A 17825-nucleotide genomic window follows, 5' to 3' on the forward strand; every position below is an offset into this window, starting at 1 on the left:
TCACCTGTATATTCCCCCTTTCTAAGAGGAATATACGTCGTTTGTGGGGAAAATTCAACCGTTTATTATGGGTATTTTACCACCGATTCTGACATATCATCTTTTAGGGTCAAAAACAAGCCGATTCATCCCCCACCTGCACTCTCACTCCGTGAGCAAGGTGGCTTAGAGGCGGGGGACTTCTCGGCTATTTTAGTTAAAATTCCATTATAAACACATTTTACATCATTATAAAGCGCGAATTTATTAGGTGAAAATCCGCGCCACAGTGTATGAAAATTAACCTGGTCTATAATTTTCTGAACTTCGAAATATAAACTCTCTAAATTCATCATTTGCTCCTTTTTATCGCTTCTCTAACTTCATAACGGTTTCAACGTGCCTTGAGTAGACAAAAATGATGTCGTGAAGACCCATTGGTTCCTTGGTGAAAACAATCTTTTTTCGCTCAGATGTTTTCTAATCGTCTTTTCCAAACTCTAGGGCTGAAAATCTATCAAAATCACTTTTATAAAGCCTGTCCTGAACAATACGATATTTTTCAAATTCTGTTTCTGCATAGAGTTTTGCTTCTTCAGCACTAATTTTACCAGCTCCAATCAATAACTCATTACCATTGAACTCTAAGAAACCATCAAGACGCTTTGCCCAATCCTCCATGCTCATAGGAATTCTTCGCTCTACCTGTAATTCTGCATAGTCTAGGTATAGCGAAACAATTCTCTCCAAATAGGATATTTCCTTGTCATTTAAATAATTCTTTGCGATTAAAACATCAGATTTAACAATTTTTCCGTCCGGCGCAGTTTCCCAAGTCGTCAAACCCATGTGTTCTTTATCTGCATTCGCTCGTTCTACAATCAATTCAGCAGCAGTATGTCTGTGAACCGCCCAATGCATTTTGTTTTGTACTGTTTGGAAAAATAACCTTGTAGTCTTTGAATTCTTATCATAATCAAAAGATGTCGCATACAGATCTGTAATTTTTTGATAAAACTTGCGTTCGGAGAGTCGTATTTCTCGTATACTTTGTAGTTGACGCTCAAAATACTCATCTGTAAACATATGGCCTTTTTTCAGCCGATCTTTATCCATCGTCCATCCTTGAATTGTGTAGTCCTTGACGATTTGACCCGCCCATTTCCGGAAACGAACAGCACGGTCGTTGTTTATTTTAAAACCTACAGCAATAATCGCCTGTAGATTATAGTGTTTCGTATTGTACTGTTTTCCATCTGCAGCAGTTATTAAGTATTTCTTAATAACTGCATTCTCATCAAGTTCTAAGTCAGTGAAAACTGTTTTCAAATGTTGATTAATCGCTGGTACTGAGACGTCATATAATGCTGCCATCATCTTTTGGGTCAGCCAAATATTTTCATTTTCATAACGCATTTCTAAGCTTTCATCACTGTCTCCAACCGCTGCAATATAGGTTAAATATTCTGCAGCCGATGAATGTATTGTTACATCACTTCTATTTTTCATCGCTTTATTCCCCACTTTGTTTGCTAATAATTGCATTATGTAAAACTTTTCTAGTCTTATATTCTGCTGAGATAAATTTAAAATTATAAAATTTAGGTGATAATCTATCTTGTTTATTATATCTCATTCACTTTCAAAGAACAAGCGTTCGTTTTTTAGTGATTTATTTATACAAAAAACCACCAAATGTCATCACAACACCCAGTGGCTTCCAACAACTCTATTTACTCACTTCTATCTCTTCTCCAACTTTACCACGCACTCAACATGTTTTGAGATGAATTCATAGCTGTCAAGAAATATTGGCTCAAATGCTTTTATCGAAAATTCCCTCTGTGGAAACATATCCACAGAGGGCTTTCGTATGTGAGAACATATCAGTCAAAGTATGGATTTATTACATAGCTCCTCTAATACAGTTCTTAGGAAAAAATGCTTCCCAAACACTATCTCCCATACAAACTTAATTGGTTCGCTACTTAAATATTTTTGACCTGGGATTTTAATACTTCATAACCTAATTTGTCGATAACATGTTCAATGTCTTTTATAGATACTTTTTCATCATCATATTCCACTCTAACTTTACTTGAATTAAATAGCACCTTTATGCTTTTTTTGTCTACTCCATCTAATGATTTAACTCCATTTTCTATTTTTTGCATACATGATGGACATGTTAATGTTTCTAATTGAATTGTTGCTTTTTGCATTTTTCATCTCTCCTTTAGTTTATGTTAATTGTATTATATACTATTATTATCTATAATAAATTGATTTACATCAAGAATTTTATTTATTTTTATTTTCTTAATTTATAGCGAAGAAGTCTCATACCATTTAAAATCACTACTAATATACTTACTTCATGTACTAACATACCGATTGACATGTTCATCCATTCACTAAAGAATACGCTGGCAAGAAGGACTAATACAACCCCTACTGCAATAATAATATTTTGAAGCATGTTATTAGCGGTTGCTTTTGTTAAACCTAATGCATGTGGCAAGCGGCTGAAATCTGAATTCATTAAAACAACATCTGAAGTTTCGATTGCTACATCTGTTCCATTTCCCATAGCAATTCCAATTTGTGCTAGAGCTAGTGAAGGACTATCATTTACTCCATCTCCAACAAATGCCACAATTTGACCTTTTTCTTGTAATTCTTTAATATATGTTGCTTTATCTTCTGGCAACATATGTCCATGAGCTTCTGTAAGTCCTAGTTCACGTGCTACTAAATCAACTGTTCCTTGGTTATCACCAGAAAGAACTACTAGATTTTTAACACCAAGTTTTTTCAACTTTTTAAGATCATCTTTTACACCCGGGCGAATTTGATCACGAATACCCATCAATGCTTTTAATTCACCATCAACTGATGTTAAAACAAGTGAATTTCCATTTTTCTCAAATCTGGCAATATCTGCACGAGCTTTTTCACTTAAAAGAATATTTTCTTGCTCCATTAGTGCCACATTACCGACTGCAACTTTATGACCTTCTACATGAGCTACAATTCCTCCACCTTTTACAACATCTGTTTTTTCAACTGTATATGATTTTATATCTCCAATATATTCTACAACTGCTTTTGCTAATGGATGATCTGATTCCTTTTCAACACTTGCTAGATACCCTAATACTTCATATACATTATCTGCATAAATTTCTTTATCAGCTACTTTGGGATTTCCTATTGTTAATGTACCTGTTTTGTCAAATACCATGGTATCTAGTCTGCTAAAGTCACTAATAACCTCGCTACCTTTTAGAAGGACTCCATGACGTGCTCCATTGCCAATCCCCGCGACGTTTGAAACCGGTACACCGATTACCAATGCTCCTGGACATCCTAAAACTAATATTGTAATTGCAAGTTCAATATCCCTTGAAAATATCCATACAATAAAAGAGAGAACTAAAACAGCTGGTGTGTAGTATTTAGAAAATCTATCAATGAAACGTTCTGCTTCTGATTTTGAATCCTGTGCTTCTTCAACCAATTCAATGATTTTACCAAAAGTAGTATCCTCACCTACACGATCAGCAGTGATTTGAATAGTTCCATTTTCTAAAATTGTTCCGGCATATACCCCCGAATCTTTCTTTTTACTTACAGGAACCGCTTCTCCTGTAATACTTGCTTCATTAATATGCCCTTCTCCTGTTAACACTGTACCGTCAACTGGGATTTTTGCACCCGTTTTAACAAGCAAAATATCTCCTACATCAACTTCATCTATTTCTACTTCTTCAAACTCACCATTTTCCACTTGTTTTAAGGCACTTTCTGGTGCCATTTGAGTTAATTCTTTAATTGCAGAACGTGTTTTATTAAGTGTCCTTTGTTCTAGATAAGCTCCAAATAGAAATAAAAATGTAACAATTGCTGATTCTTCGTAGTTTCTAACTATAAAGGCTCCGATAACTGCAATGGTAACTAAAACATCAATACTAACTACTTTGACTTTTAATGCTTGATACGCTTGAATCGCAATAGGTGAAACTCCCAAAATTGAAGCAATTACTAATGCCCATATGGCTATTTGTTCGTTTTCGAAGCCTAATTTACTGACAAATGCAATTATTATTAAAATTGCACTTACTATTGTAATATGGTTTTTTCTTCCTAATATAAATTTTTGCATATTCATACTCCTCCCTATTAGATTTTTTATATCTTTTCATTGCTTTGTTTATTTTCTTTTATGCTTCATATGCTTTATCTAATTCTGCTAACATGTTATATACTGCTTCATAACTTTCGCATACATCACCTGGAACTGTATAATTATCTGTGATTTCACGTAATTTTACAAACTCCTCTTTTAAGTCCGGCTTTTCTACTCCCGCATCTTTTGCTTTCTTTGCAAGTTCATCATATACTTTACGAACCTGGTAGAATTCTGGATGATTTCCTCCATGAACTTTTGCTACAACTGGAACATATTGTGCTAATGTTTTTAAATGAGTTTCCTTTACTTGATTAAAATTTAATTGTCTTGACATATTTTTTTCCTTCTTTCTTGTTTTATTTTTTCTTTATCTTGATTATATAATACTATAGATTGAAAGAAATTAAATTGATCTAAATCAAGTTTAGTCTTTTTTAAATGTTTTACTATACCAACAACAATCCATCTAAATCCAAAATCTCAATCTTTCTACCTGATTTTTGTTTTATATATCCTTCATTTTCAAGGTCAGCTAACTTTCTACTAATAGTTTCTGGAGTAGTTCCTAGATAAGAGGCTAAATCCTTTTTACTCATTGGCAATTCAATTTCCGTTGGAGCATCTCCGCTTTCCATGCATTCTGCAAGAAACAGTGCTAATCTAGTATCTACCTTCTCTGTGGCAAATCTCGTTGTTTGTTTTTCTGATGCTTCTAATCGGTTAGAGAATTCCGATAAAATCTTCAAAGATATAGTAGGGTACTTTAATAAAAATTCTTGCAAATCATTTCTACTAATCATACATACATCGGTATCACTCATTGCTTCTGCATATGCTTCCTGAATTGATTCGCGAAACAAGGCAAGCTCTCCAGTGAAATCGCCTGGATTTAATATTCTCACTAATTGTTCTTTTCCTGATTCAGACAAACGGTAAATTCGAATTTTCCCTTTACTTACAATATATAACAAGTCGGATATATCTCCCTCTCGGTAAATTACTTCACCCTTTTTAAAAGAGGTCGATTTCGTTACTTTCATAATTTCCTCCATCTGTTCTCCTTCTAAATGATTAAAGATCGGAACTACAGTGATACATGAAGCGTGTGAAGCTGACTCATGTCCTTGATGATGAGTGTGAGTAACATCGTGATACCCTTGTTTTTCTATATATTGATTTTTAATTTCATGCATCAAATCCTTTTTTTTCATTTGAATGCCCCTTTCATATTCTCTCATAAGGTCTCTTTAGCTTTTTCCAAGTACCCACGAGTCCAGTAAATGCAGGTAAACTTATCCGGATGAATAATTGCGTTATCATCATAGTCAGGATTTTCCAGTGTACTTTTTAGACGTCCTATTTCTTGCTTAAGTCCTCGGATGGCGGTCATTATTTCTTCCTTTGTCTTTCCTTTGAGATACTCTTCATAGTAACTTTCCGGACTAATCATCATATTAGACTGCCTCCTTTATTCGTTAGATATATTTATTTCTTCTCCATCTGGTAAAATAAATGCCTGCACAAACTTGACACCTAGCACATCAGCAATGGCTTTCAACTCATCTAAGGTTACCGTTTCGCGTTTCAATTTCTTATTGAAATTCTGAGGAGTCTGGCCAATACGTCTAGCAAGTTCGGAAACACTTATATTCATTTGCTCACACAGTTCTTTAATCATTTCTGCCGTAGTCATACAGCACCTCCAAGTTTACGCTAAGAATATTATAAACCATTTGGTTGATAAGAACAATAGTTATTAAAATATTATTATAATCAGCAAACAAAAGAAAACCCACAACTCTACTGTAGAGTCATGGGCTATTTACTTCTGGTTTTCATATTTCAATTGTAAGCGTCAAATAGCCCATACATTTTCGATGTGTGGGCTATTTGACGCTTACGTTTCTAGTTACCATCCAGCAGCAGCTTCTCAAGCCTTCTCAAAATCTTTAAAAATGTTTTGTCTTTAACTGCTGATTCCCACAGTCCATCACAAAATCGTTCTTGCCGGATATATCCAGTTAAAATCGCCAGAGTCAACTCAAGGTCAGATCCTTCTAATGCTGTATTCATTTCTTCCGTACCATGCAGACCATTCTTTTCAATGACCTCAATCCCTTTTAGCACCGTCATCAAGGCGTAGATCCTTGCGCTGACAGTCGATTCAGACAGCACAGAGATATTGGTGGGATGAATAATAAAATAAACCAGCTCTCCGTATGCCGTTTTGATACTGTAGTCCGTGAGGTCATCGATGCCGATGAGATCTCTTGTGGACTGCTTCTGTTTTTCTTTCTGTCGATTATTTTTCAAATTTAGAACCTCCATTCATATAGCTGTTGTTTGAAAATAAAAAAGGCACAGGCATAACGGATGAAATCCAGAATGCTGGTGTCTTCGAATCGAATGGATAAAAATGCGTAGGCTGCTGTTATTACGCTTGGAATCAGGAGTCCAACTCCAATGATTCCAATATCTCTAAGCTCCCAAAGCCACAAAGTCGCTTTCGCTTTTAAGTTGTCCGGATACATGTACATGCTTATGTAAGCGTCAAATAGCCCACACATCGAAAATGTATGGGCTATCGGTCAAACTCTCATTAGGCTTTACACATACTTTTAACTGAGTCGCTCCAGGGGAGTAAAAAATCAACAGCGTCATCAGAGGCAAGAGGTGTGTTTGGAAGATGGTCTAAAATGTACTTTAAATATAGATATGGGTTTAAACCGTTGAGTTTTGCAGTTTCTATTAAAGTAAAGTATAGGGCACTCGCTTTAGCGCCTACCGCAGATTTTGAAAACAAAAAGTTCTTTCTTGAAATCACAAATGGTTTTACAATTCGCTCCGCTCGATTATTTGAAAGCGCACATTGGCCATCTAAAAGATAATTTGTAAGCAGCTCCCAATTGGACAAACTATATGCAATTGCTTTGCCGAGCAAACTTTTCGGCAATGTTATTTTTTCGTTTTCTTTTAGCCACACCAAAAAAGCCTCTAGAACAGGCTTGGAAATTTCTAGGCGTTTTTCATATCGCTCAAAGGCCGTTAGTCCTTCTTTTTGAAAGGTGGCTTCGATCTTAAAGAGCGCTTTAAAAAACATAAGCGCTTCATAGGCGCGTCCGCTTTCAACCGGGCCATGTTTTTTAGTCGCCTCGTAGGCCTTGTAAAAATATCTACGCGCATGTGCATGGCAGCCCACCCTAATCACATTTTCAACTTTGTTGTAACCGCCAAAATCATCGGTTTGTAGATAACCACTGAACCCTTTTAAGAAAGCTTTGGCAAAAGAACCTGAACGACCCATACAATGGTCGTACATAGCAATTCGGTAACGACTCATCTCTCCCGTACCATATACCCGCATAAATGTTTTTTTTGAAGACTCTTCAAAGGATTTATCCAAAACCGTAAGAGACGTTTCATCCGCATGTAAAAAGTTTTCTTTAACTAAGAAACATTTCAGCCGATCATACAACGGTTCTAGCCACAGTTCGGAGACTTTAATAGACCAGTTGGCCATATTTTGCTTTGTGAGTTCAATTCCCATTTCACTATAAAGACGTTCTTGTCGATCAAAAGGAACACCACCGTTGAACTTCTGATTCACAATCTGCGCCAAAAGACTAGAAGAAACAACACTCCCTTTAATTAAAGGCTCTGGAGCCTTAGCAATTTTAATGGGGGTTTGCATTTCGTTTATCTGGCAATGGCGACAAGCATATTTATGCCTATGTACCTCTTTAATAAAAAGACGCGCCGGAACAAACTCCAATGTCGATTTGACCTGCGTACCGATGGAATGCATCTCGCCCTTACAACATTCACAAGTTAAATCTTCTTGTGGCAGTTCAAAGGTTTCAATTTCAACGGGAAGGTCTTTATAGGCATCACGATTTAAGCCACGCTTAGCTGCTTTGCGTCGCTTATAAGTAATCTGTTCAAGGGTAGGTTCTTCAATAGTTGAGCGTTGTTCAACTTCTATTTCGTTAAAAAAGTTGATTTGATCTGGATTGACTTTCTCGCTAGATTTACCATACTGTTCTTTTTTTAAAAGACCTAGTTGCTCTTTCAGCCACTTGTTTTCTTGGTTTAATACTTCAACCTCGTGTTGAAGCTTTGCGACGGTGTTATCCAAATCAGAAGAGTTAGAAAAGCTCTTATTTTCAATGTTTTCATGTGGTTTTGCCATACTTAATTATAACACATTTTGAAGAGCAAAAAAAGAAAAAACTGCTCATTTAAAAGCAGTTTTAAAACATTTGTCGCGTGAAAACTTCATGATGTGATTTTACTTTAAAAGGATCTAAGCCATCTAACAACCAGTTAAATTGGCGCATAGAAAAAGAGGTATACATAGTAGCCTCTGAAACTTTTGGTCATTTGAAGGTCCCTTTTTCCAGGCGCTTGTAATAAAGCCAAAATCCATTATGATCCCATACAAGTATTTTAATTTTGTTGCGTTCTTTATTGCAAAAGGCAAATAATTCACACGAAAAAGGATCAAGGTCAAATTTGTACTTTACTATTGATGCAAGACTATTGATATGGTAACGCATGTCCGTAGAGCCGCATGCAATGTGAACGCGTTTAGCGTGATGCTCTTTTAAGAACATCGGCTAAGTACGTCCAAAAGGGTTTTTAAGGACTCGGCCTTAATGACTTCTGGAACTCGAATCTTGAAAAACCCCTTCTCTATCGTATAGTGAACATTTGAATCAACAGATTCTTGCGACTGAGAAAAGTCAATATTCTTAGGTTGCGTTGGCGATATCATTGGCGAGCTGATCCACGTTACTGCCTTGGAAGATCCTTCTTTTTTAAATGCCTCTGTCTTTACATTATTAGCATTGTTGTATTTTTTGATATCGTGAGAAAAATTCTTAAAAGAACCATGTGTTATATTGTTTTTCAAGCACCAGTCTTTTGCAACCAAGCCACTATTTTTCTGCTCTGACACCATTCTAATTTTGTCTTCGATTGTGTATTTTGTGTTATAAGTCATATTTTATCAACCTCCATGGGTTGATTATCTCAAAACTTATGACGGCTGGGTATGTGTTTGCTATTTGACGCTTACAATTAAGCGTGGTCTTGAAGCAGACGGCATTCTTAATGGTGCCGGAAATGAAAAATGGCATACCAGCAATATCAATCAAATCCTACGAAATGAAAAGTATATTGGGGATGCCCTTTTACAGAAAACATACACCACCGACTTCCTCACAAAGACACGAGTAAAGAACCATGGCGTCGTCCCACAGTATTATGTGGAAAACAGCCATGAGGCCATCATTCCGCGTGAAATATTCATGCAGGTGCAGGAGGAACTCATCCAACGCCGCATCGTCCACACCAGCCCGAACGGAAAGAGCAGGACCTTCAGCTGCATCCACTGTTTCTCTAACATGATTGTCTGTGGTGGCTGCGGCGAGGTGTTCCGCAGGGTTCACTGGAACAACCGAGGCAAGAAATCAATTGTTTGGCGGTGTGTCAGCCGCTTAGAGAACACCGGCTTGTTCTGCGAGGCCCGAACGGTACTTGAGAGCACCTTAGAGCAAGTGATGGTCACGGCCATCAATCAAGCATTATGTGATAAAGACCATTTTCTCATCACGCTGCAGAAAAATATTGAAACCGTAATTTGTCACGAAAACAGTCATACCCTTACCGCAATCGATAAACGGCTTACAGAACTTCAAGCAGAGCTCTTGAAGCTCGCCAGCTCAAAGGCTGACTACGAGAAGGTCGGCGATGAAATCTATCGCCTACGTGAGGAGAAGCAAAAGGCTCAGGTCGAGAACCTCGGCCGGGATGAAATGCAAAAACGTATCACCGACATGAGCGCATTTCTTAAGGAGCAACCAATTGGCCTAGCCCAATATGACGAGACGCTTGTCAGGCGGCTGATTGAAAAGGTCACTGTCTACGAGGACAAATTCACCGTGGAATTTAAGTCCGGCTTGATGGTGGATATTGAGTAATAATTCCATATAACACGAAACTCTGCTAACCATTACGGTCGGCAGAGCTTTTTTATTGTTTCACTTGATTGTCTAATATCCCATAGGATTTAAAATATCATCAATCTGTCACAAAAGTCGGATCATAGACGCACAAGCGGTTTCTGCCTGTCCTTTTTGCTTTATACATGGCATTATCGCTGTTGGCTATGAATTTATCCAAATCGCCATCTGTTTTAGGAATATCAGAAAACAATCCTATGCTAACAGTGAATTTTATGGTGTCCTTCTCATGAAAAGGAGTATTTTCTATAATTTTTCTAATCCGGTTACCCACTTCGATTCCCGTCTGACAATCGGTATCGGGAAGCAAAACGACAAACTCCTCCCCGCCATATCTGCCGCAAACATCTGATTCGCGAATGTTTTTTGATATAATTTCTGCAGTTTGAATTAGTGCTTCATCTCCTACCTGATGTCCAAATTGGTCATTAATTTTTTTGAAATAGTCGATATCGATGAAAAGAAAAGACAATGGCAAATTCTGACGCTTGCAAAAACTAAAATAAGTTGAAGCGGTTTCCATAAAATTTCTTCGGTTTTTTACATGTGTCAAGGGATCCATGTTGGCAAGTTTTTTTAATTGGTCATTAACGCTTTCGTATATCATTAACATGAATCCGCTGCTGTTAATCATCATTAAAAATATAAAAATCAAAAATGTGACCGATTGCACAAAATTGTTTGATAATAGTGATACACTTTTATTCATAAAACCTATTGTTGCTCGGAACACCATCGCAATGCATATCATTAGTTGTAAACTTCCCAGAAATCGTTTGAACTGGCTGCCGTTTTTGTTAAAAACATAGGCAATGGCAGGGATCAGATATATGGATATTATAATTACTGACGCTACACCCACCCAATAACTAGGTGATGCACCACATATAACTATAAAATTGAAAGTGACAACCCCAGCTAACATTATCCCGAATTGAATCCGATTAATAATTGATGTGATGTCCTTTGTTATCGTAATCAAAGCCATGGACTCAAGATAAAACCCAAAATAAAGAAGTGAATTACCCAAGTTTACCGAAACTATTTCAGGGATTTGTCCCCGAAATGCGAAAGCAATCCAACCCAGAGCCTGCACCAGTTTGGAAAAGATAAATTTTTTAAACAGCTCCTTCTCAGATATGTGAGTGTTGCTTATTAAAAAAGCAAATGCCATCATCAGAAAGAACAAATTGCCCCAGAACAAGATGAGAATTGTTGTTTTGACATCGATGTTAATCAAGTTGTATAAACTATCAAAAAATTGCAATAGGAATACCTCCATTCTCCCCCACCTTTATAACAAGCATACTGCAAAGGTGTAAATATGTAAAACATCTAAATTGACCACTGCAAGCCGATGTAATCTAAATCGACCACACGCAAACCCATGTTATCTAAATCGCTCTGTCACGTTCAAAATCATACCTTTGGACTTGTTCCCACGAACAGATATTTTCACGATTCTAACAAATCAGATTTTTGCTCTAAACCCCCGGAAAGCCTTTATTTACAGGCTTCTTATTACCCTTATTCTTTTACCCTTGACATCAATACTACCGTCTCAACGTGAAGTTTTTAGGCTATTTCGCACTTTCTCATAAATACAGTGAAAATGCTGTGTTTATGCTGGTTTGATATCCATCCTGTCCTCTCAAGAAATAATTCTCGATTAGGCTATTTTCGTTTTTTAAGGCTTCGAACTGTATTTTTTGCTCTTTCGACGGCTTCCTTCCTCGCCCTTTATTACATTGCTGCGGTGCTGTTTTTCAATCTGCACCGCTTGGAATGTTTCCTTAGATATTATCACAGGATTGTTATTCTCTGCCCGATAGTATGCATCGTGTTTTCCATTATCCAGTAAGTGAACATTTCCTGTGTATTTTTCGTTACTGAGCATAACGTCAATTGTTCTCTTAGGCCATTTAGCCTTTCCGGTAGGAGACTTGATCTCCAACCGTTCCAGTTCTTTCACTATACCTAAAACACTCTTACCCTGAAGATAGAGGTTAAATATCATTTGGACATTTTTTGCTTCTTTCTTATCAATTACCAGCTTACCTTCTGCATCATTTATATATCCATAACACTTTCTGTTATATAGCTTTGAAGTGCCTTGTGCTGCATGTCGTTTAATACCCCATTTAATATTGTCGCTGCGGGATTCATTTTCTGCCTGAGCAACTGCCTCGATAATTGAAATCATCAAGTCATTATCTGTATCGGCTGTATCAAGTACTTCCTGTTCAAATATAACACGAACTCCGAGAACCCTTAGCTGGTTCAACGCATCAAGAATCTCTACCGTATCTCGGCCAAATCTGCTGATGCTCTTGGTCAGTATAATTTCTATATCACGTGACTTACAATCCTGCAGCATACGGGTAAACTCTTTTCGAGAGGAACCTGTCTTGCTTGAAGCAATATCTATATATACATCCACTAATAGCCATTTGGGATTGGCAGCTGTTAATCTTGTTAGTGCCGATACCTGAGCGGTTAGACTTTTCAACTGATCCGAACTGCTCGTGCTCACACGGCAATAAATGCCAACTCGTTTTTCTCTTTTCTGTGGCAACGGAGGAATAAAGTGTATTCTTTTATTATCAGCCACGACAACACCTCCATAATTACAGACTCTTTGACAAATTGGAATTTATCGTACTTGTGTTTGCGTTCCCGCAATTAGATCGCCCAAATGACGTTTATCCCTTCTTACCAGCCCCATAACCAACAGCACAATAGCCAATACCATGCTGCAAATTGTAAATATGATTGCTACCGTGTCAAAGTTTGTATATATACCACGAATTGTTCCTATGTGTCCTAACTGCCAAGGTAAAAACTTAATAATATTTCGTACCAAACTTGCACCAAAGGTTTTATTGGCGTAATACAATTCCAGTCCTGCTTTTCGTTTGCCGATACTACCTTTAGAATAATCCCAAAAAGAAAATATTAAAACAATAGGGATAACCGAAGTGAGAAGTGCCACCAATTGTGATTGCAATTCATTAAATTCCGGAATGCCTTTTAGAACAACCAAGTATATCCCCATAGTAATTCCAAACAGTATAATTAAATATATAAGAATGCAAATATAATCAATAAACAACTCTCTTAATCGCATTTTCCAAGTTAAATTATTTTCTGTCAGCATCAATACTCCTCCTCAACTCTGGTTTGTCGAACTGCTTAATTTCCCATAAACATGAATTCATCTTCCGTTCAGCGTCACGACTAATAAACATATGAGTATGTTTTACTAATGTTGGTTAGCCTATTCTACAACTTTATAACTTCAACATTCAACCTGACCACACAACCCTGCCAAATTCAAAAAACATCTAAATCGACCACTCGTTAGTTCGTGTTATCTAAATCGACCACTCGTTAAACACCGACATCCAAATCGCTCTGTCACCTAAAATATCATGCCTCTGGACTTGTTCCCATGAACCGATATTTATATGATTTTATACATCAGATTTTTATTCTCAAATCTCGAAAATCCCTTATATCAAGCCCTTTCCACACACTCACTCTTTCACCCTTGACATCAATACCACCGTCTCTACATGGCCGGTCCAGGGAAAGGTGTCAAGTAACATTGCTTTCCCAGCAGTGTACCCTTGCTTTTCAAAAATAATTAAGTCTTCAAGTAAAGTCTTAGGATTACAGGAAATATATACAATTTCATTTACGCCATAAGACGCAACTTTAAAAACTGCATTTTCACCCATGCCGACACGGGGAGGATCTACGACAATTACATCTGGTTTGTCTGATACTGTCTCGAGCACCTTAAAAACATCCCCACAAAGGAAGGTGCAGTTGTCGAGCCTATTCAATTTGGCATTTTCGTTGGCCGATGTCACTGCATCGGGTACAATTTCAATGCCAACAACCTTGGAGGCACTTTGAGCCATGATTTGACCAATTGTACCCGTACCACTAAACAAATCAAAGCACAGTTTTCCTTCTATATTTGGAATCAAGGCAAGGGCTTGTTCATAGAGCATTTCCGCGCCGAGTGTATTGGTCTGAAAAAACGAATACAGCGTAATCTTAAATTTCAATCCGTGAATCTCATCAAAAATATGATCTCGTCCATATAACACTTCAACATCCCCAGAAACCACATCGCCAAGACCATCATTTTTTACATATAAAACACTTGTTAGTGTCCCTTCAAAAGGAATCCCAGCAAGCACTCTCACAAATTCAGCGCCATCAAAATCAAACTGTGTTGTCGCCGATAAAGCAACCATGATTTCACCGGTTTTCTTAGCTTTTCGCACGACAAGATGCTTTAAAAAGCCTTCATGTGTATGCTTATTGTATTTTGGATATTTAGACGCTGAAAAATAATCGAGGACACTTCTAATAATTGCTCTATAATCGCCATCTGCCAAGTGACAATGGTCTACTGTAACCACATCATTGTGTCTACCTTTTCGGTGCATCCCAAGCGTTAAAGGTCCACCTTTGTAAGCGTCTCCAAAAGAGAACTCCATCTTATTGCGGTACTCAAAAATTTCTGGACTTGAGTGTATTGTTTCAAACGTTATATCCAGTCCAGCTTCTTGAAAAAGATTTTCTACCATCCGCTTTTTAAGCTGCTTTTGATTTTCATAATTAAGTGTTTGCAACATGCAGCCACCGCACAAGTCAAAGTGCTCACAAAAAGAAGCCTGTTCAATTGGGCTACGCTCTAAAACTTCCACCAATTTTGCTTCGGCTTTCCCACCTTTTGCCCTTTTGTATCTGGCACTGACCCATTGTCCTTCAATGGCGTTTTTTACATGGATTTTCTTGCTGTTATAAGTCCCAATTCCTACATTGGGGTACTTATTATATTCAATTTTCACTTCCAAAAGTTCATTTCGCTTCAAATTCAATTCTCCTCATGTTAATTTGCCCTTCATTATACCAAATCCCCTGATTGATTGCATCTATTTCGGGTAATCTTTTAGATAAGATTAATCACGGGGGGGACTGACACCATGGAGGTTTCAGGGACGGATATTTTAATTTATGCCATTTTAGCAACTGCTTTGGGAATTGCTATCATGATGACTTATCAGAGCAAAAAAAACGAAAAATTTCTGAAACGTCAAACAGAAGAACTCAATTTTCTGTATCTTAAACACGTCCAGTCAGAAGAAGCCCTAAAGTCGAGAAATTTAGATTTAGAACGGCACATCAAAAATTTAAACGACCAGCAAAAGATACTTTTAGATCATCAAGCGCACATTGAGCAATTTGCGTACTATGATGAACTCACTAAACTTCCCAATCGACATTCACTTAAAATAGATCTTGAAAATTTAATTGAAGCCCCTTCAAAAAAAATAATTAAAGGTGGCGTCTTATTTATTGATTTTGACAACTTTAAATCCATAAACGATCATTATGGTCACGCAATTGGAGATGGTCTTTTAATCCTCATTGCCTCTAAACTGTCTCAATCTGTTGAAGGCTATGGCAAAGCCTATCGTTTTGGAAGTGATGAATTTATTATTCTTCTGGATACCGTTGGCGACATGGACTCCATTGAATTTATAGCACAAAAGATAAAAGATGATTTTGCAACCCCACTTTCAGTCATGGACAATCCTTTTACAATGAAATTCTCAATGGGCATTTCACTTTTGCCAATTCATGCAAACACTTATGACGAAATTATAAGTTGTGCTGATATGGCCATGTATCATGCCAAAAGCAAAGGAAAAGGCCAATATGCTTTCTATAAAGAAGAATCTCAAGAGCTTAAAGATCAATTGGTTGATTTAAAAAACACCCTTCAGGAAGCTGTTACAAAAAAAGAATTGGATTTTCTTTATCAACCCATATACAATCGAAAATCTGAAAAGGTTGCAATGGTAGAAACCACCTTATTTTGGGAAGAAGATGCAAACAGAATTTCCACACCCAAAATGATTCGACTTGCAAACGAATTGGACATAGTTTCCAACTTGAATGCGGCTGTTTTTGAAGCCACATGTGACTTAACAGAGAGTTTAAAACCACTTGACGACTTTATATTAGTGACTTTTAATCTCAACATGCATGACCTTACCAGCCCAACTTTAGTGGATGATATTGATCGAATTTTATCTGAAAAATCTGTAGACCCCTCCTCTATTTGTATGGAGATTAAAGGCACATCCATTGAAAGCAATTACGATTTCACCTTAAGGCAAATTGAAAAGTTAAAATCTATGGGCCTTCGGTTGATTGTAGATGACTTTGCTACAGAATTTATGTCCATTAATTTTCTAAAAAAAATGGCTGTGGATTTTATTAAGATTGACTACAAGCTTATTTTTGAAAATGAACGGATTGTCGCTTCACTCTTGGAAATCATAAACGCACTTGGCATTCAAGTGATTGTGAAAAATATTGAAACGCGAGAAGAAGCTGAATCCCTCAACTCTGATGATTTTCATTATGTTCAAGGTTATTTTTATGCCCTGCCTTTACAAAAAGAAAACTTCATCAAGCTCATGCTCGATGAAGAAATCAAGATTTATCCTAAATTTAAAAAAGTGGCTCAAATACCATAAAGTCATCCATAAAATGATCTGCGGATTCTTTTATAGCGTCGGTATAAGGCTCAGACAAAGCGTCGTAAATGGCAACTGCCTGCATACCGGCGCTTTTTGCTGCTGTAACCCCAGCATGGGTATCTTCAAATACGACACATTCAGAAGGATCAAGCCCCATATCTTCCGCTACCTTTAAAAAAATATCAGGATAGGGTTTCCCTCTTGGGACTTCACAAGAAGTCCGTATGGTCTTAAAGTACTTTTCAATCCCTTTTGACTTTAAAATTTCAACCAAAAGTTCCCTTGAATTGCTGGTGCCTATCCCCATTAAAAGACCCTTTGAATGTACTTTTTCTAAAAATTCCAAAACGCCATTTTTTAGTGGAATCCGCTCTTTATAAAACAGTCGTGCCATTTCATTCCATTCGTTTTGAATGGACTCAATGGTTTCAGGCAGTTGAAATCGGTCTTTAAAATAGTGGGCTGTTTCTGTAAAACTCTTGCCCTCAATCTCCTTTTGCAACTCATCGGGCAAGTCAATACCCCGTTTTTCCAAAAACTCAATATCAATTTGCCGCCAAATCCACATTGAATCCACTAAGGTTCCATCTAAATCAAATATTACCCCTTTGATGTCTTTAAAATTTAGTGTCTTCAATCTTTTTTTGCCTCCATATCACGTTCATTTGCACGTTCCATCAACTTTTTATAATTCACAATCATACGGCTGTGCTTGCCTTCTGCAATCTTGCCATGTTCATCATAAGCATTCATTGAAAGAATGACCTTGCCAGACGCAGCATAATCAACACGCACTTCAACTGTAACAGTAGCCCCAAGGCAAGTGGCCTTATAATGGTCTACCTCCACATGCTTGCCTACTGAAACAAATCCTTCTGGCAGCAAAGGATCAATCAACATGGAACTCGCTTCAATCATGAGTGACACAATCCTTGGCGTCGCCAATAAATTCTCGATTTTTCCACTCCCATAATTCAGGGATGTGTCCGACTCCGTTACCCTTTTCTGAATGGTTTCTGTCATTCCCGCTTTAATTTGATTCATTTCAATCATCTGGCATCC

The 17825-nt window shown here is 37.2% G+C and carries 21 protein-coding genes; 3 read left to right on the forward strand and 18 right to left on the reverse strand.

The features are described from left to right. Positions 1–213: hypothetical protein (locus tag JOC49_RS08335; protein ID WP_204664268.1), on the forward strand; the 213-nt coding region annotated here is incomplete at its 5' end. A gap of 246 nt (positions 214–459) precedes the next feature. Here JOC49_RS08335 and JOC49_RS08340 read toward each other — a convergent pair. From JOC49_RS08340 to JOC49_RS08395, 12 genes are all read right to left on the reverse strand, one after another. Further along, on the reverse strand, positions 460–1524 hold the full coding sequence (locus JOC49_RS08340; protein ID WP_423875401.1) for a virulence RhuM family protein: 1065 nt from the start codon (positions 1522–1524) through the stop codon (positions 460–462). A 443-nt stretch (positions 1525–1967) separates the two neighbouring features. Further along, positions 1968–2201: a heavy-metal-associated domain-containing protein gene (locus JOC49_RS08345; protein ID WP_204664270.1), complete on the reverse strand. Its 234-nt coding sequence runs from the start codon at positions 2199–2201 to the stop codon at positions 1968–1970. A gap of 89 nt (positions 2202–2290) precedes the next feature. Next, positions 2291–4150, reverse strand: coding sequence for a heavy metal translocating P-type ATPase (locus JOC49_RS08350; protein WP_204664272.1), 1860 nt, complete (start codon positions 4148–4150; stop codon positions 2291–2293). 52 nt (positions 4151–4202) lie between these two features. Next, positions 4203–4505 (reverse strand): hypothetical protein, encoded by a 303-nt coding sequence (locus tag JOC49_RS08355; RefSeq protein ID WP_047001639.1) that lies wholly within the window; start codon positions 4503–4505, stop codon positions 4203–4205. A 112-nt stretch (positions 4506–4617) separates the two neighbouring features. Next, entirely contained in the window at positions 4618–5409 is a 792-nt protein-coding gene (locus tag JOC49_RS08360; protein ID WP_243423657.1) for a Crp/Fnr family transcriptional regulator, read from the reverse strand. Continuing rightward, complete coding sequence (locus tag JOC49_RS08365) at positions 5406–5624, reverse strand: hypothetical protein (protein ID WP_125136550.1); 219 nt, start codon at positions 5622–5624, stop codon at positions 5406–5408. Before JOC49_RS08365 ends, JOC49_RS08360 begins: the two co-directional genes overlap by 4 nt. 15 nt (positions 5625–5639) lie before the next feature. After that, positions 5640–5864, reverse strand: coding sequence for a helix-turn-helix domain-containing protein (locus tag JOC49_RS08370; RefSeq protein ID WP_204664274.1), 225 nt, complete (start codon positions 5862–5864; stop codon positions 5640–5642). Between the two features lie 212 nt (positions 5865–6076). Continuing rightward, a complete protein-coding gene (locus JOC49_RS13455) occupies positions 6077–6484 on the reverse strand; it encodes a DUF6508 domain-containing protein (RefSeq protein WP_204664276.1) in 408 nt (135 codons plus the stop codon). A 2-nt stretch (positions 6485–6486) separates the two neighbouring features. Further along, on the reverse strand, positions 6487–6708 hold the full coding sequence (locus tag JOC49_RS08380) for a hypothetical protein (protein WP_204664386.1): 222 nt from the start codon (positions 6706–6708) through the stop codon (positions 6487–6489). A gap of 62 nt (positions 6709–6770) precedes the next feature. Further along, positions 6771–8360, reverse strand: a complete 1590-nt coding sequence (gene tnpC / locus JOC49_RS08385; RefSeq protein WP_204664278.1) for an IS66 family transposase — start codon at positions 8358–8360, stop codon at positions 6771–6773. A 187-nt stretch (positions 8361–8547) separates the two neighbouring features. Beyond that, a complete protein-coding gene (gene tnpB, locus JOC49_RS13525; RefSeq protein WP_204664280.1) occupies positions 8548–8784 on the reverse strand; it encodes an IS66 family insertion sequence element accessory protein TnpB in 237 nt (78 codons plus the stop codon). After that, positions 8775–9173 (reverse strand): hypothetical protein, encoded by a 399-nt coding sequence (locus JOC49_RS08395; protein WP_204664282.1) that lies wholly within the window; start codon positions 9171–9173, stop codon positions 8775–8777. Before JOC49_RS08395 ends, tnpB begins: the two co-directional genes overlap by 10 nt. A 64-nt stretch (positions 9174–9237) precedes the next feature. Here JOC49_RS08395 and JOC49_RS08400 point away from each other — a divergent pair, with 64 nt between their 5' ends. Then, complete coding sequence (locus JOC49_RS08400; RefSeq protein ID WP_207754707.1) at positions 9238–10152, forward strand: recombinase family protein; 915 nt, start codon at positions 9238–9240, stop codon at positions 10150–10152. A 100-nt stretch (positions 10153–10252) separates the two neighbouring features. Here JOC49_RS08400 and JOC49_RS08405 read toward each other — a convergent pair whose 3' ends face one another. From JOC49_RS08405 to rlmD, 4 genes are all read right to left on the reverse strand, one after another. After that, positions 10253–11461, reverse strand: coding sequence for a GGDEF domain-containing protein (locus tag JOC49_RS08405; RefSeq protein WP_204664284.1), 1209 nt, complete (start codon positions 11459–11461; stop codon positions 10253–10255). Between the two features lie 420 nt (positions 11462–11881). Beyond that, the gene (locus tag JOC49_RS08410; RefSeq protein ID WP_204664286.1) at positions 11882–12805 is read right to left on the reverse strand and encodes a recombinase family protein; all 924 of its coding nucleotides are present in this window, start codon (positions 12803–12805) and stop codon (positions 11882–11884) included. A gap of 42 nt (positions 12806–12847) precedes the next feature. Beyond that, a complete protein-coding gene (locus JOC49_RS08415; RefSeq protein ID WP_204664288.1) occupies positions 12848–13351 on the reverse strand; it encodes an RDD family protein in 504 nt (167 codons plus the stop codon). Between the two features lie 379 nt (positions 13352–13730). Continuing rightward, a complete protein-coding gene (gene rlmD, locus JOC49_RS08420) occupies positions 13731–15086 on the reverse strand; it encodes a 23S rRNA (uracil(1939)-C(5))-methyltransferase RlmD (RefSeq protein WP_204664290.1) in 1356 nt (451 codons plus the stop codon). Between the two features lie 111 nt (positions 15087–15197). On the opposite strand from rlmD, the gene JOC49_RS08425 reads away from it, so the two are divergent. Beyond that, the gene (locus JOC49_RS08425; RefSeq protein WP_204664292.1) at positions 15198–16760 is read left to right on the forward strand and encodes a putative bifunctional diguanylate cyclase/phosphodiesterase; all 1563 of its coding nucleotides are present in this window, start codon (positions 15198–15200) and stop codon (positions 16758–16760) included. On the opposite strand, the gene JOC49_RS08430 is transcribed toward JOC49_RS08425, so the two are convergent. Both JOC49_RS08430 and JOC49_RS08435 read right to left on the reverse strand, forming a co-directional pair. After that, positions 16735–17400 carry an HAD family hydrolase gene (locus JOC49_RS08430; protein ID WP_279381205.1) on the reverse strand — a complete coding sequence of 222 codons (666 nt, stop codon included), beginning with the start codon at positions 17398–17400 and terminating at the stop codon, positions 16735–16737. The two genes, JOC49_RS08425 and JOC49_RS08430, sit on opposite strands and share 26 nt — an antisense overlap. Further along, entirely contained in the window at positions 17397–17816 is a 420-nt protein-coding gene (locus JOC49_RS08435) for a thioesterase family protein (RefSeq protein WP_204664294.1), read from the reverse strand. The genes JOC49_RS08430 and JOC49_RS08435 overlap by 4 nt, the downstream gene beginning before the upstream one ends. Positions 17817–17825: the final 9 nt, after the last annotated feature.

The organism is Fusibacter tunisiensis (assembly GCF_016908355.1).
In the GTDB taxonomy this organism is placed as follows: Bacteria; Bacillota; Clostridia; order Peptostreptococcales; family Acidaminobacteraceae; genus Fusibacter_D; species Fusibacter_D tunisiensis.